The organism is Corallococcus llansteffanensis (genome assembly GCF_003612055.1).
In the GTDB taxonomy this organism is placed as follows: domain Bacteria; phylum Myxococcota; class Myxococcia; order Myxococcales; family Myxococcaceae; genus Corallococcus; species Corallococcus llansteffanensis.
This window is the reverse complement of sequence record NZ_RAWB01000246.1, coordinates 1-14,244: the sequence shown is the minus strand read 5'-3', so window position 1 is coordinate 14,244 and position 14,244 is coordinate 1. Positions and strand designations below refer to the sequence as shown.

Sequence of the window (14,244 nt, the reverse complement as noted above, 5' to 3'; positions counted from 1 at the left end):
GGGTGGGGCTGGTGCACGGCCTGCTCGTGGTGGAGGGCGGTCCCGCCCGGCCGCACGCCTGGGTGCGGGTGGCGCTGCGCGGAGGCGGGACGCTGGACCTGGATCCGACCTCGTTGGACCCGGTGCACCCGGACACGCACCTGCCGCTGGCGCTGGTCACCCCGGACGGCCCCGGCCTGGAGGCCGGGGAGCGCTGGCTGTCGCTCCTGCGCGGGGAGTGGCGGGTGGGGCGCGCTACTCGAAGGGAATGATGGACAGCTTCGCGCCGGTCTTCACTTCCAATATCTCCTTGGCGCGGGCCGGCAGGTAGATGACCTGGTTGTCCAGGCGGGCCTGGCAGCGCACGGAGCGGAAGCGGTTGCGGCCCGACTCGCGCTCGGCGGCGACGAGCACGTCATCTCCCTCCAGCTCGAAGTCCTCGTCCGCCAGCTTCACCGTGCGGTAGCGGCGCACCAGGGTGATGTCCGCCGTGTCCGCCTCGAAGTGGGGGCCGCCGTCGAACGGGTCGATGCGCTCCACGTACCGGAAGCCCACCCGCTCCAGCATCCGCTGCACGCCGCGCGTGGCCGGGCCCACTTCGCCCAGCACCTTCTGCACGCGGTCCGGGAACAGCGACGCGTAGATGTCCGACGAGGGGAACAGCTCCTTGATGAACTCCTTGTTCTGGCGGCTCAGCCGGTCGGCCTCCAGGTAGGTGAGGCCGGTGAACTTCTTCCCGCACGCCTCCCACAGGAGGCTGCGCCCGTCCGGGAGCAGCGGCGGCAAGAGCTCCGCCAGCACGCGCGGACGGAACAGCCGCCGGTGCATGGAGATGAAGAGGAAGCGCACGAAGGACAGCTGCTTGCCGGGCTTGTCCGGCGTCGCCCGGTAGGGCGGGTCCACCACGAGCCCGCCAATCTCCGTGGGGCCCTCGTAGTTGTACGCGATGGACAGCACCTTGTGCCGCAGGTGCCGCTCCAGTGAGGCCGAGTAGTGCTCCCGCTCGCTCACCTCGTAGTAGATGTGCGGCGCTTCGTACGTGCCGTGCTGGGCGATGATCATCGACGTGCCGATGATGAGGCTGTTGCGCACGTCCTCCAGCACGAAGAGGTACTCGCGCTCGAACGGGTCCTTCACCTTGCCGGCGAAGCTCTTCACCGACTTGTCGATGATGGCCTCGAGCGTCTCCTCGTTGTTCGGCAGGTTGACCGTGTTCAGCACCGCGGCGAGACGCTTCAGGCCGGGCAAGTCGGTTTTCTGGACGTCACGCAGCACGAGCATGGGGCACGCGAAGGGCACCCTGGAGAGGGAGCGCCGGAAGGGCCCGCGACCATACACCACGCCCCCGGGCCGTCAGCCTCCTGCATGCTCCCTTGTCAATGACGCGTTGCGTTCAGGACACCGCTCTCCCGTCCGCTCGGTGGGTATGAGCGGGTGACGCCAGACGTGAAACATGTATTGAACGGGCCAGGGCTCGGCTGCCCGCATGCCCTGTTGTCAGGCGTGTTGGAATGGACTTGAGAGGGAATGAAGTGGGGGAATGACTTGAGGTAGGGTTTGTAAAAGCTTTGCCGTCAAAGCTTCGTAGCGACCCCCTTCCTGTTCCCCTCCCCCCAAGGATTCATCATTGAAAGCACTGAGCCTCTGGCTTGCGATGTGTTTGCTCCCGGGCCTCGCCGCGGCGGAAATCGTCTGGCGGGGAGACTTCGAGACGGGAGACCGCTCGCAATTCAGCACGACCCAGATGGTGAGTTCAGACCGGCTCCAGGTCGTGACGAGCCCGGTGGCCGAGGGCAAGTACGCGCTGAAGGCGACGGTGAAGCAGGGCGATGATCCCATCAACTCCAGCGGCAACCGCAACGAGCTCGTCTATCTGAGCCGCGAGAAGGTGGGGTCGGAGTACTGGTACCGCTGGAAGGTGATGTTCCCGAACGACTTCCCCAGCGTGGACGCGTGGCAGCTCTTCACGCAGTGGCACCACGATGGGTGCTGCGGGTCGCCCCCGGTGGAGTTCTTCGTCAAGGGCGAGGTCATCCGCATGACCGTGAACGACAGCGGCACGGTGTGGAGCACGCCGCTGAAGCGTGGTGTGTGGCAGGAGTTCGTCTTCCACGTGAAGTGGTCGCCGGACCCGTCCGTGGGCTTCGTGGAGCTGTGGCACAACGGCAAGCAGGTGCTGGCCAAGAAGAAGGCCATGACGATGTACGCCGGCCAGAGCAGCTACCTGAAGATGGGCCTGTACCGGGACGACTCCATCACGCCGGTGGGCGTCGTCTACCACGACGGTTACATCCAGGCGACGAGCCGCGAGGACGTGTTCCCCCCGGTGGTGCAGCCTGATCCGCAGCCGGTGGACGCGGGCACTCCGGTGGACCCGGCGGTGGACGCGGGCAGCCCGGTGGACCCGGTGGTGGATGCGGGCACTCCGGTGGATCCGGAGCCGGTGGTGGATGCGGGCACCCCGGTGGACCCGGACCCGACGCAGGGCGGGACGAAGCCGGACACCGCGGTGAAGCCGTTGCCGCTGGACGAGGGCGACGAGCGCTACCAGGGTGGGTGCTCGGCGAGCGGAGGTTCGCTGGCGGCGTTCTCGTTGCTGGGGCTGCTGGGCCTGCTGGGTTCGCGCCGTCGTCGTCGGAGCTGAGGCGTGGAAGGGCCCTCCCGCGCCGGCATGCCGGTGCGGGAGGTGTTTCGCGGGATGGGTTGAAGGGGTCGGCGCTTCCATGCGAGGAGGCGCGGGTGATGACTCCTCCCCGACCGTGGTGGTTGCTGCTGCTGTGTGGCCTTCTGTTGACCGCGTGCGCGGGTCCGCAAGGCCGTGCGCCCTCGCGCTATGAGCAGACGATGGACTCGGCGACGAGCGGCTGCCTGCGCAACCCGGCCTGCGCGACGCAGGTGGGCGAGGACGCCGTGCTGCCGTGGCTGTCGAGGGCGGCGGCGCGAGCGGGCCAGGCCGCCGCGATGCTGCGCGTGTGGGAAGCCGCGGAGGTGGCCCATGTGGAGCGGGTGCTGGTGGAGTGCGCGAAGCAGGCGAACTCCGACGTGAACGAGCGGCTCCTGGGCCCGGGACGGCGGACCACCCCTGAGGTGTGCACGGAGAAGGTGCTGGACGCGAACGGGCGCGAGGTGACGCGGGCGATGCAGTTGGGGGAGGCGAAGCACGCGGCGGCGCTGGAGTGCGTGCAGCGGGTGCTGGGGGCCACGGACGCAGGACGGTTCAGCGTGGAGCCGCGCTACTTGAAGGACGCGACGACGGGGCGGACCCGGTGGCTGGACCCGGAGGAGGTGGCCCAGTGGCTACAGGACGGGCAGTTCTACCTGCTGACAGGGAGCATCGTCCCGGACGTGGTGCTGCACGCGCTCGGGAACCCGCTCAAGGTCCAGCGGATCTACGACTTCAAGTTTCCGTGCCCGGTGTCCAATCCACCCATCTGGGACATCTATGCTCCCGGACATTCCTTCGCTGGAAAGACCCAGAGGGACGTCTATCAGCAGCTCCTGAACGCGGACCGGGCTCCCCAGCTGGTATCTCCCAACTTCGGAGTTCAATGATGACCCTGCGAGTGCCCGAAGTTCGTGAAGCCATTGATATCGAGGGCGAGCCGGTGGTCCTCCTGCGAGAGGGTGTGAGCATTGCCTTCTACATCCGGGCTCCTCACGAAGAGATTGCCCCTGCTTTGTGGCATGCACTGGAGCGCTACCGTCAGGCCATCCAACCGAGACACCTGGGTTGGTACGTGGATTACTCGGGAGACTGGCTGGCGCTGGACTCGGAGGGCGAGGCGGGCCTTCGTGCCCGGATGTTGGAACCCTCGTTTGCCATCCTGCAGGTAAAGGAGCGGCCCGACTCCGTCACAGGAGTCGCTTTCCACTATCGCGGGCACGGCAATGGGCTCTCCGACTTCCGCAAGGACTATCCCCACAGCATCTGCGCCGTGGAGTTCCACTTGCCCATCGAGTTCCTGGACGACCCGGGCCCGGAGTGGATCCGCGCGCTGGCCCTCGACCTGGGGCGCGAGCTACCCTGGTCGTCAGGTCATGCCGGACTGTCGCTCGAAGTGGGCGCCTGGATTCAATCCCTCACGCCGCTCCTGCGAGAGAAGACCCTGCGTCACCCGGGTTTCGACCTGCCGCAACTGAACGACCTGGCCCTGCACCTGGGCTCACAGGTGCGGGCCCCCGCGTGGCTCACCTTCCTGGGCCCGCCCGTACTGAAGGAATTGGGCGGCGCGGAAGGGCTGCGCTCCCGGCTGACCTCACCGAAGACGACGATCCACGCGCTCTCCGAGGACCGCGTGGTGGTGTCCCTGGGGCCCGTGCCTGAAGCCGGCGACCTGGAAGCCGGCGACACGCTGCCGCACTACCGCGAGCTGGCCCGGGTGCTGGAGCCGTGGCTCTACGCGCACCCCTACGACTGGGGCGGGTTCACGAAGGAGGAAGTCCGCCGCTGGGAGCGCCGCTTCCTCTGACGCTCACCCCGCCAGCGCGGGGTAGTCCACGTAGCCCTCGGGTCCGGGCGTGTAGAACTTCTCCGGGGTCGCCGCCGCGAGGGGCGCGTCGCGCTGCATGCGCTGCACGAGGTCCGGATTGGCGATGTAGGGCCGGCCGAAGGAGATGAGGTCGGCCTGCCCTGCCTCCAGCGCGGCCTGGGCACGGGCGCGCTCGAAGCCCCCGTTGAGGATGATGGGCCCCTCGAAGCTCGCGCGCACGGCCTGCATCGTCGCCGCGAAGCCTTCGTGCGGGTTGGCGACGATGTGCACGTACAAGAGCCCGCGCAGGCCTCGCGCGAGCGTCGCGTACTGCGCCTGGACCTCGTCGTGCAGCGGCAGGTCGTTGAACGTGTTGTGCGGCGACAGCCGGATGCCCACGCGCTCCGGGCCAATGGCGTCGGCCGTCGCCTTCACGACCTCCAGGACGAAGCGGGCGCGCTTCTCCACGCTGCCCCCGTACCCGTCGGTGCGCCGGTTGGAATGCGGGTGCAGGAACTGCTCGAGCAGGTAGCCGTTGGCCCCGTGCAGCTCCACGCCGTCGAAGCCCGCCGCGATGGCGTTGCGCGATGCGCGCACGAACTCCTCGCGGGCCTCGTCGAGGTCCGCCGCGCTCATCTCCTCGGGCGCGGACATCGGCTGGAGTCCCTCCTGGTCGGTCCACATCTTGCTGTTCGCGGTCACCGCGCTCGGCGCCACCACGCGGGCCCCGGCGGGCAGGTTGTTCACGTGCGCGATGCGTCCCACGTGCATGAGCTGGGCGAGGATGCGTCCCCCCGCGGCGTGGACGCTGTCGGTGATGGACCGCCAGGCCCGGGTCTGCTCTTCGGAGAAGAGGCCGGGGATGCGCGCGTAGCCGAGCCCGTTCGGCGACGGCGCGATGCCCTCGGTGAGGATGAGGCCCGCCGAGGCCCGCTGCGTGTAGTACGCGCGCATCAAGTCATTGGGCACGCCGCCAATGGCGCGGCTGCGCGTCATCGGCGCCATGACGACGCGGTTGGGGAGGGCGAGCGGGCCCAGACGATAGGAAGAGAAGAGGTCCATCGGCGTGCTCCTGGAGCAGGGGAGACCCCAATCTCCGCGCTTCCCAGGCCTTGGACAATGGGGCTTTCACCGGACATCCTGTCCGTCCATGCGGACAATGCCCCAGGCGGACCCCGGCGCCGTCCTCGCCTTCGTCGCGGTGGTGGAGCACTCGAGCTTCCGCGGCGCGGCGCGGGCGCTCGGCATTCCCAAGTCGACCCTCAGCCAGCGCGTCGCGCTGCTCGAGGAGCACCTCGGCGCGCGGCTCCTGTCGCGCACCACGCGCTCGGTGACGCTGACCGACATCGGCGCGAGCTATCACCGCGAGGTCGCGCCCGCGATCTCCGCGCTCAACGCCGCCGAGGCGCTCGTCGGCGAGCTGCAGGCGCACCCCACCGGACGCCTGCGCATGACGGCCCCCATCGAGATGGGCCAGCGCGTGCTCGGGGACGTGCTCGCCCACTACGCCACGCGCTTCCCCGAGGTGAAGGTCGAGGTCGACCTGACGGACCGGCAGGTGGCCCTGGTCGAGGAGGGCTACGACCTGGCGGTGCGCGTGGGGCCGCTCACCGACTCGCGGCTCGTCGCCCGCCGCCTGGGCCCGCCGCAGCACCTGCGCGTCTACGCGAGCGACACGTACCTGCGAAGCGCCGGGACGCCGAAGCGGCCGCGCGACCTCGCCGCCCACCGCTGCCTGGTGATGACGGGCACGCGGGCGCCCACGACGTGGACCTTCCACTCCGGGCGCAAGAAGGAGGGGGTGAGCATCGAGCCGCACCTGGCCGTCAACAGCTACGAGGTGCTCTGCGAGCTCACCGTGGCCGGAGTCGGCCTCGCGAGGCTGCCGGCGATGTACGTGTCGCGCTCGGCCGCCCGGCGGGAGCTGCGGGAGTTGCTGCGTCCGTACGCCGTGCCCCGTCAGCCGTTCGCCGTCTACCCGAGCGCGCGCAACGTCTCCCCCGCGATGCGCGCCATGGTCGACGTGCTCGTCGAGCGCTTCGACCTGGCGCCCTGGGAACGCCCGCCCGAGCGCGGGTCCTGAAGACGGGGGTGGGTTCGGCAGACACGGCCAGTCCGCAACCGTTAGGATGTCTCACGATGGCTGAACAGACGCCGCCCTACTGGCTCCTCATCTCCGTGCTCTTCAGCTCCCAGCCCCTCACGCCCGCGCTGGCGATGACGCTGCACGAGGCCGCCTATGAGCTGTACACGCGGGGCGAGGGCTCCCGCGAGGTCGCGGGCGATCTGCTCTCCGGCCGCGTCACCAACCTGCGCAAGGACATGTCCCTGGGCGGCATCGCCGGGCCCGCCTTCGAGGCGGAGATCGAAACCGAGCGCGGCTCCGGCATGGTGCGCTTCATGCTCACGCGCCAGGGGCTGGAGCTGATGAAGGCCCAGGCGCCCGCCGCGCCGTCGAGGCCGAAGTACCTCAACTGAGGGAGGGGGAGCCCGCCCGCCCGGTCGCTCCCGGCGCAGGGACACCGTCACCACCTTGGGGATTCAAGGGAGGAATGACGGCATGGACCCCAAGGACGAATACATGAAGCGTGGCGCCGGCATCCCGCTGGACCCCGCGAAGCAGAAGGACCCCGAGGAGGACGGCGACCGGGTGCCCGCCGAAGGGCGCGCCGAGGAGCTCAACGACGTCACCGGGCAGAACGGCGGCCAGCGCACCGACGTCGACAAGCCCTGGAAGGACACGCGGAGCCGCCATGACGGCATCCGCGACAAGTACAACGCCGACAGCGACAAGAAGAAGCCGTGACACACCGGGGGAGGAGCCCCGGTCGCGGGGCTACTCCTTCTCGAGGTCGATCTTCATCCCGCCCATGTGGAGGATGGACTGGGACAGGGTGACGGCGGAGCCAATGGCCAGCTCCTCCAGGGCCTTGGCCTCCTCGCTCTGGGGCTCGGCGGCGCCCGTCTGGGTGCCGGCCTGCTGGCCCGCGGCGCCCTGGGCCGTGGCGCCCGTGTAGGTGCCCACGAACGAGCCGTGCGGCGTGGCCCCGGCCTGCGCCAGCGCGGACGCCACCACGGAGCCGCCCGACACCTGCGGGCCGGCCTTGGGCGTCTGCGCGGACACACCCTGCATCAGCGAGCCGAAGCGGCTGCCCGACACCGGCGTGGACGTGTTCGTCGTGGCCGGCTGCACCCGAGGACCGGAGAGGGACGTGATGCGGTTCATGGCGGCTCCCGTCAAAAGCCCCGGTCGCTGGCACACCCGGGGGCGCGCCTGTGGGGCTTCAAGTTCTCCCCATTATCGCCCTGGACCCCGGAAAGTTGCGGATTCTGGCGCCAGGAACGGCGAAGGCCGCGCAATCCCTGGGGAATCTTCCCCCAAGGGACTGGCGGCCTCCTTCAATCCAGCGGCTGCGGGGCCCGGCCTAGAACTGGTGGGCCTCGGTGGACTCGTGCAGGGCCAGGGTGCTGGCGCTGCCGCCGGAGATGACCTCGGCGACCTGGTCGAAGTAGCCGGTGCCCACCTCGCGCTGGTGGCGCGTGGCGGTGTAGCCGTCCTTCTCCGCGCCGAACTCCGCCTGCTGCATCTCGCTGTAGGCCGCCATGCCGCGGTCCTTGTACTTCCGCGCCAGCTCGTACATCGAGAAGTTCAGCGCGTGGAAGCCGGCCAGCGTGACGAACTGGAACTTGTAGCCCATGGCGCCCAGCTCGCGCTGGAACTTCGCGATGGTGCTGTCATCCAGGTTCTTCTTCCAGTTGAAGGACGGCGAGCAGTTGTACGCGAGCATCTTGTTGGGGAACTTCTTGCGGATGCCCTCGGAGAAGGCCTTCGCCTGCGCGAGGTCCGGGGTGCTCGTCTCGCACCACACGAGGTCCGCGTAGGGCGCGTACGCGAGGCCGCGCGCGATGGCGCACTCCAGGCCGCCCTTGATGCGGTAGAAGCCCTCGCCGGTGCGGCCCGCCGCCTTGTCGATGAAGGCGTGGTCGTACTCGTCCGCGTCGCTCATCAGGAGCTTGGCGCTGTCCGCGTCCGTGCGCGCGACGAGCAGCGTGGGCACGCCCATCACGTCCGCCGCCAGGCGCGCCGCCGTCAGCGTGCGCACGAAGTGGCTGGTGGGCACCAGCACCTTGCCGCCCATGTGGCCGCACTTCTTCTCGCTGGCCAGCTGGTCCTCGAAGTGCACGCCCGCGGCGCCCGCTTCGATCATGCCCTTCATCAGCTCATAGGCGTTGAGCGGACCGCCAAAGCCGGCCTCCGCGTCCGCGATGATGGGCGCGAACCAGTAGCGGTCATTGCGGCCCTCCGCGTGGTCGATCTGGTCGGCGCGGCGCAGGGCGTTGTTGATCTTCTTCACCACGGTGGGGACGCTGTCCACCGGGTACAGGCTCTGGTCCGGGTACATCTGGCCGGCCGAGTTCGCGTCCGCGGCGACCTGCCAGCCGGACAGGTAGATGGCCTTGAGGCCCGCGCGCACCATCTGCACGGCCTGGTTGCCGGTGAGGGCGCCCAGCGCGTTGATGTACTCGTCCGTGTGGAGCAGCTCCCACAGGCGACGGGCGCCCATCTCCGCCAGGGTGTGGCTCACGCGGATGGAGCCCCGCAGCTTCTCCACGTCCTTGTCGGTGTAGTTGCGGGTGATTCCCTCGAAGCGCTGGGCGTGGAGCTTCGCGTGGGGGGAGGCGTCGGAAGTGGTCGGCGTCGCGTCGTACATGCCAGGACTCCTGAGGGACTGCGGTGAAGGGTTGAGCAAGGGTTCAAGACTTCAAGAAGGCGTCAGGGCTTCGCGGCTTCCGCATCCAGGGCCTCGTAGGCCGGCAGGGTGAGGAAGTCCTCGAAGGTGGGTGAGGTGGACAGCTGCTCGAAGAGGGCGCGGGACTTCTCGACGTGGGCCTGGCCGTAGCGCTCGGCCACGCCTTCGCGGGACAGCTGGGCCATCTCCTCCGCCAGCAGCTTGCGGAACAGCTCCAGCGTCACCTTGCGGCCGTCGTCCAGCGTGGCGCCGTGGTGGATCCACTGCCACACCTGGGCGCGGGAGATTTCCGCCGTGGCCGCGTCCTCCATCAGGTTGTAGAGGGGCACGCAGCCCAGGCCGCCCAGCCACGCGGCGGTGTACTGGATGCCCACGCGCAGGTTGTGGCGCAGGCCCTCCTCCGTCCGGGTGCCGGAGGGCAGCTTGAGCAGGTCGGCCTCCGTGACGCGCACGTCCTCGCGCTTGTTGGCCACCTGGTTGGGGCCCTTCATCTGGGCGTCGAAGATCTCCTTGGCCACCGGGACGAGGCCGGGGTGCGCGACCCAGGTGCCGTCGTGGCCGTTCTTCGCCTCGCGCTGCTTGTCGGCGCGCACCTTGGCCATCACCGCGTCGTTGGCGGCGGCGTCCCCCTTGATGGGGATGAAGGCGGCCATGCCCCCCATGGCGTGCGCGCCCCGGCGGTGGCACGTCTGGATGAGCAGCTGCGAGTAGGCGTTGAGGAAGCCCTTGTCCATCGTCACCTGGCTGCGGTCGGGCAGCACCACGGACGGGTCGGACTGGAGCGTCTTGATGAAGCTGAAGATGTAGTCCCAGCGGCCGCAGTTGAGGCCGGCGGAGTGCTCGCGCAGCTCGTAGAGGATTTCATCCATCTCGAACGCGGCGGGCAGCGTCTCGATGAGGACGGTGGCCTTGATGGTGCCGGGCGCGATGCCCAGCTCGCTCTGGGCCAGGTGGAACACGTCGTTCCACAGCCGGGCCTCCAGGTGGCTCTGCATCTTCGGCAGGTAGAAGTACGGGCCGGTGCCGCGCTGGAGCTGCTCCTTCGCGTTGTGGAAGAAGAACAGGCCGAAGTCGAAGAGGGAGCCGGAGATGGGCTTGCCGTCGATGCGCACGTGGCGCTCCGGCAGGTGCCAGCCGCGCGGGCGCACGAAGAGGACGGCGTGCTTTTCATTCAGCGCGTACTGCTTCCCGTTCTCCGCCGTGAACGCGATGGTCTTCCGCACGGCGTCGCGCAGGTTCACCTGGCCGCGCACCACGTTGTCCCAGGTGGGGCTGTTGGCGTCCTCGAAGTCCGCCATGAAGACGCTCGCGCCGGAGTTGAGCGCGTTGATGATCATCTTGCGGTCCACCGGACCGGTGATCTCCACGCGCCGGTCCTGGAGGTCCGCGGGCACCGGGGCCACCGTCCAGTCGCCCTTGCGCAGGCCCTCCGTCTCCGGCAGGAAGTGGGGGCGCTCGCCCTTGCGCCAGCCTTCCGCCACCTTCTTGCGCCGCTCCAGCAGCGCCTCGCGCCGCTCCCCGAAGGTGCGCACCAGCTTCGCCACGAACGCCATGGCGTCCTGCGTCAGCACCGTCGCGTAGTCCGGGTGCCAGGACCCCTCGACGCTCACGCCCGGACCGAAAGTGGGCGGGTTCTGGGAGGTGCTGGCGTCCATGGTGGCTCCTGACGAGATGCGTTGTAAACCGCTGTGATGGGCTGAAAGATGTTCCCTTCGTCTGGGGAAGGGAAGTCTGGGTGAATTAGAAGCTGCTTGCCTGTAAGGCTGTCAACATCCCCGGGATTAAATTTGTAAATCCACTGACGCAGCGGGACATAACCCCCCGGAATCCCTCGTCGTGGGGGGCGCAATCACCTGGAGCGGCCTCCGTAGGTAGGGATGGAGCCCCCGATGCGACAAGCGGGGACAGGACGGAGAGGTCACCTCATGGACGTGACGACACGATGCAGGGCTTGTTCGAGGGAGCTGTCCGGGGTGGAGACGAGCTGCCCGCACTGCCGCACGCGGACGGTCCCGCTGCACCGGGGCGAGGGGCGGGCGGTGCTGGGGGTGTGCGCGGCGCTGGCCCGGGAGTTCGGTGTGGACGTCGCGCTGATGCGGGTGGCCTTCGTGGTGATGCTCGTGGCGTCGGCGGGGTCGGCCGCGGGCCTCTACCTGCTCGTCTGGGCGTTCACCCCGGCACGGCTGGGGGGCAATGCGCCCCTGCAGGCGCCGCTGGACTGGGTCTCCAAGGTGGGGAGCGCGCCCGTGGAGGACGACGAGCCGCGCTGGGAGCGGCGCGTCTGATTCGAGCAGGCGCCTGCTAGACGCGCCAGGCGCCGGCCGCGGTCTCCATGCGCTCGGCCACGCCGCGCAGGTCCTGGGTCATGCGCTGGGTGTCGTGCATGGCCTGGAGGGTCTCGTCCATCATCCGGGACAGGTCCGTGACAGCGGTGAAGATCTGCGCGATGCCCGCGTTCTGCTGGATGACGGCGGCGGCGATCTGCTGGGCCGCGGACGCGTTGTCCGTGATGATGTCCGTCAGCGCGTGCAGGCTCTGACGGGTGGCGCGCACCTGGGAAAGCCCCGCCTCGGAGCGGCGCTGGCCTTCCTCGGAGAGCGCCACGGTGGACTGGATGCCGCCGCGGATGTCGTCCAGGACTTCGCGCACCCGGCCCGTGGCGTGGATGGACTGGTCCGCGAGGCTGCGGATCTCCCGCGCCACCACGCCAAAGCCCTGCCCGTGCTCCCCGGAGCGCACCGCTTCGATGGCCGCGTTGAGCGCGAGCATGTTGGACTGGTCCGCCAGGTCCTTCACCGTCTGGGTGATGCTGGCAATCTGGCTCGTGCGCTCGTGGAGCGAGGAGATGTCCGCGGCGAGGCGCGCCCCGTGGTCGCGCAGCTCCTCGAAGCCGTCCAGGCTGGCGCCGAGCGTCGTCTCCCCTTCGCTGCCCACTTCGCGCGCCCGCGCCACCAGCCCGAGCACCGCCTGGGAGCGCTGGGCGGCGAGCTGGGAGGTCTGCTGGATCTCCTGCGCGGTGACATGCGTCTCCTGGAGCGCGGTGGTCTGCTGGAGGAGGTTGCGCTCCTGCTGCTGGGTGGCGGTCGTCAGCTCCGCCACCGTCTGGCCCAGCACGCGCGTGCCCTGCTGGAGGCTGGTGGTGGACTCGCGCAGGTGGTCCATCATCCGCGCGAAGGCGGCCGCCAGCTCCCCCACCTCATCCTGTTGGTCCCGAAGCGCCACCTGCTGGGTGAGGTCGCCCTCGCGCACGACGCGGGACACCAGGGCACTCAGCAGGGTGATGGGGCGGGTCACGCTTCGCGCCAGGGCCCAGGCGGCCAGGGCGGCCAGGGCCACGAGCGCGGCCACCGCGAGCAGGCTGAGCTGGAGGAAGCGCCTCAGGGGCAGGAAGGCCTCCTGCGCATCCAGCTCCGCGACGAAGCGCCAGCCGTGGCCCGCCGCGAAGCGGGTGGTGTCCTCGTCGAGGGCCTGCGCCCGCACGGCCCTGGGCGGTGAGGCCAGGCCCGGAGCCCGGGAGCTGTAGAGCCGGGCGCCCTCCGGGCCGAGGATGTCCAGGGTGAAGCTGCGCTGGCCCCGGTCATGGGCTCGCTGGAGCGCGCCCGCGACGACCTGCTCCAGCTGGTTCCAGTCATAGGCCGCCAGGAGCACGCCCACGCGCGCGCCGGAGATGGGGCTGAGCACGGGCAGCGCCAGGGGCATCACCGGGCGGGCGAAGAAGGGGTCCGTCCGGGTGATGGCGCCCGTCAGGATGGCGGGGTCCAGGCGGTCCTCCAGCGCGGCCTGGAACCAGGGCGCGGCGAGCACGTCTTTTTCGTGGCCGGCGAAGGCGTCGCGCAGCGCGGGCCTGCTGACGGAGACCGCCTGGCCGTCCACGGTGAACAACACGAGCCCCGCGAAGGTGGCGTGCCGGTCGTTCAGGGTCGCGAGCACCGCGTCGCTCTTGGCGTAGGTGCCGAACAGGAGGGCGCCGCGCAGGATGGCGTCCTCCGTCCACGCGCGCGCGTTCGTCTCGCGCTCCTGGAGCGAGGACTCGACGAGGTCGCGCAGCCCTTCGGCCTCCACCTGGAGGACGCCGTGGACCTGCTGCTCCAGGTTGCGCCGGATGACGTGGACGCCCACCGCGACGACGGGCGCGAGCGCCGCGACCAGCAGCAGGCAGACCCACAGCGTGAGGCGACCCCTCAACTTCAAGCCGGACAGCAGGTGCATGGGGAGAATCCGGGGGACGGCCAACGTCAGAGGTCGAGCAGGGAGAGGCCCACGGTGAGCGCGCCGATGACCTGGGCGCCGTCGCGGACGGGGAGGGAGACCTGGATGACGTAGGCCTGGGTGGATTCGTCGAAGAAGGGGGGCTCCCGCAGCTCCGGTCCACCCCGGCCCCCGGCATGGGGGATGCGCCACTTGTCCTCGTCCCCCTGCCAGTAGTCCGACGTGCGCCGGCTGGCACAGACCAGCGCGCCCTGGGCGTCCATGGTGAAGGCCTCCGCCACCGCCAGGCCCAGCAGCCGCTGGAGGCGCTGGAGCGCGCCCTTGCACGGGGCGTCCAGCACGGTCTGCTTGAACGGCGTGAGCGCCGGGGTGGCCCGCCACTCCGCGTCGAGCCGCTGGATGGTGGCGAGCGGGACGCGGCGCGCGTTCTGGGCCTGGATGGCTCGCAGCACCTCGGGGTCCGCGGCCAGCCGCCGTAGCGATGGCATCACCCGGTCCACCTTCTGGAGCTGCGCGGCGCCATCCGGAGGCAACTGCCCCCCGACCGCCAGCGCCAAACCCATCCAGAAAATCGACATGCAGGGCCCCCCGGAGACCGTGAAAACGATTGGAAAAAGTGTGTCACGGTTCCTCTTCCTCCGTCACGCAGGCAGGCTTGATTTGTATAATTCAAAGTAGTCGCGTTTGGCTTTGATTGCGGGAGGTCAGGGCTGACGGGGCTGCACGGGGTCGGCCGCTGGCTTGAGGATGTCAGGGGTAGGGGGCATCCTTGCGACCATGGGCGACGGAAATGGGAGCGGGAAGGGGAGGCCGGCGACGTATGCCGACCTGGAGGA

At 69.5% G+C, this 14,244-nt stretch carries 14 protein-coding genes and 1 pseudogene; 8 read left to right on the top strand and 7 right to left on the bottom strand.

The window, feature by feature from the left end:
- A pseudogene (locus D7V93_RS22470) lies at nucleotides 1-251 on the top strand (transglutaminase domain-containing protein); the annotation flags it as partial.
- Here the strand turns inward: D7V93_RS22470 and D7V93_RS22465 are convergent.
- Nucleotides 235-1,260: an arginine N-succinyltransferase gene (locus D7V93_RS22465; protein WP_120645366.1), complete on the bottom strand. Its 1,026-nt coding sequence runs from the start codon at nucleotides 1,258-1,260 to the stop codon at nucleotides 235-237. The pseudogene D7V93_RS22470 and the gene D7V93_RS22465 overlap by 17 nt on opposite strands.
- A 346-nt stretch (nucleotides 1,261-1,606) precedes the next feature.
- Between D7V93_RS22465 and D7V93_RS22460 the strand changes: the two genes are divergently transcribed.
- From D7V93_RS22460 to D7V93_RS22450, 3 genes are all read left to right on the top strand, one after another.
- Entirely contained in the window at nucleotides 1,607-2,623 is a 1,017-nt protein-coding gene (locus D7V93_RS22460; RefSeq protein WP_372338337.1) for a polysaccharide lyase family 20 protein, read from the top strand.
- Nucleotides 2,624-2,721: 98 nt separating this feature from the next.
- The gene (locus tag D7V93_RS22455) at nucleotides 2,722-3,531 is read left to right on the top strand and encodes a hypothetical protein (RefSeq protein ID WP_120645363.1); all 810 of its coding nucleotides are present in this window, start codon (nucleotides 2,722-2,724) and stop codon (nucleotides 3,529-3,531) included.
- A complete protein-coding gene (locus D7V93_RS22450) occupies nucleotides 3,528-4,448 on the top strand; it encodes a type VI immunity family protein (RefSeq protein ID WP_244237438.1) in 921 nt (306 codons plus the stop codon). The genes D7V93_RS22455 and D7V93_RS22450 overlap by 4 nt, the downstream gene beginning before the upstream one ends.
- Nucleotides 4,449-4,451: 3 nt before the next feature.
- Here the strand turns inward: D7V93_RS22450 and D7V93_RS22445 are convergent, their stop codons facing one another.
- The gene (locus D7V93_RS22445; RefSeq protein ID WP_120645361.1) at nucleotides 4,452-5,510 is read right to left on the bottom strand and encodes an alkene reductase; all 1,059 of its coding nucleotides are present in this window, start codon (nucleotides 5,508-5,510) and stop codon (nucleotides 4,452-4,454) included.
- Nucleotides 5,511-5,598: 88 nt separating this feature from the next.
- On the opposite strand from D7V93_RS22445, the gene D7V93_RS22440 reads away from it, so the two are divergent.
- The 3 genes from D7V93_RS22440 to D7V93_RS22430 all read left to right on the top strand — a co-directional run bounded on the left by D7V93_RS22440 (nucleotide 5,599) and on the right by D7V93_RS22430 (nucleotide 7,254).
- Nucleotides 5,599-6,531, top strand: coding sequence for a LysR family transcriptional regulator (locus tag D7V93_RS22440; protein ID WP_120645360.1), 933 nt, complete (start codon nucleotides 5,599-5,601; stop codon nucleotides 6,529-6,531).
- A 56-nt stretch (nucleotides 6,532-6,587) separates the two neighbouring features.
- Complete coding sequence (locus D7V93_RS22435; protein WP_120645359.1) at nucleotides 6,588-6,926, top strand: hypothetical protein; 339 nt, start codon at nucleotides 6,588-6,590, stop codon at nucleotides 6,924-6,926.
- Nucleotides 6,927-7,008: 82 nt separating this feature from the next.
- Nucleotides 7,009-7,254, top strand: coding sequence for a hypothetical protein (locus D7V93_RS22430; protein WP_120611256.1), 246 nt, complete (start codon nucleotides 7,009-7,011; stop codon nucleotides 7,252-7,254).
- Nucleotides 7,255-7,284: 30 nt separating this feature from the next.
- On the opposite strand, the gene D7V93_RS22425 is transcribed toward D7V93_RS22430, so the two are convergent.
- The 3 genes from D7V93_RS22425 to aceB all read right to left on the bottom strand — a co-directional run bounded on the left by D7V93_RS22425 (nucleotide 7,285) and on the right by aceB (nucleotide 10,854).
- The gene (locus tag D7V93_RS22425) at nucleotides 7,285-7,674 is read right to left on the bottom strand and encodes a hypothetical protein (protein ID WP_120645358.1); all 390 of its coding nucleotides are present in this window, start codon (nucleotides 7,672-7,674) and stop codon (nucleotides 7,285-7,287) included.
- Between the two features lie 199 nt (nucleotides 7,675-7,873).
- The gene (gene aceA, locus D7V93_RS22420; RefSeq protein ID WP_120645357.1) at nucleotides 7,874-9,160 is read right to left on the bottom strand and encodes an isocitrate lyase; all 1,287 of its coding nucleotides are present in this window, start codon (nucleotides 9,158-9,160) and stop codon (nucleotides 7,874-7,876) included.
- Nucleotides 9,161-9,222: 62 nt separating this feature from the next.
- The gene (gene aceB, locus D7V93_RS22415) at nucleotides 9,223-10,854 is read right to left on the bottom strand and encodes a malate synthase A (protein ID WP_120645356.1); all 1,632 of its coding nucleotides are present in this window, start codon (nucleotides 10,852-10,854) and stop codon (nucleotides 9,223-9,225) included.
- Between the two features lie 270 nt (nucleotides 10,855-11,124).
- Between aceB and D7V93_RS22410 the strand changes: the two genes are divergently transcribed.
- On the top strand, nucleotides 11,125-11,484 hold the full coding sequence (locus D7V93_RS22410) for a PspC domain-containing protein (RefSeq protein ID WP_120645355.1): 360 nt from the start codon (nucleotides 11,125-11,127) through the stop codon (nucleotides 11,482-11,484).
- A gap of 16 nt (nucleotides 11,485-11,500) precedes the next feature.
- On the opposite strand, the gene D7V93_RS22405 is transcribed toward D7V93_RS22410, so the two are convergent.
- Complete coding sequence (locus D7V93_RS22405; protein WP_120645354.1) at nucleotides 11,501-13,408, bottom strand: methyl-accepting chemotaxis protein; 1,908 nt, start codon at nucleotides 13,406-13,408, stop codon at nucleotides 11,501-11,503.
- 26 nt (nucleotides 13,409-13,434) lie between these two features.
- A complete protein-coding gene (locus D7V93_RS22400; RefSeq protein ID WP_244237437.1) occupies nucleotides 13,435-13,971 on the bottom strand; it encodes a PDC sensor domain-containing protein in 537 nt (178 codons plus the stop codon).
- Nucleotides 13,972-14,244 lie beyond the last annotated feature (273 nt).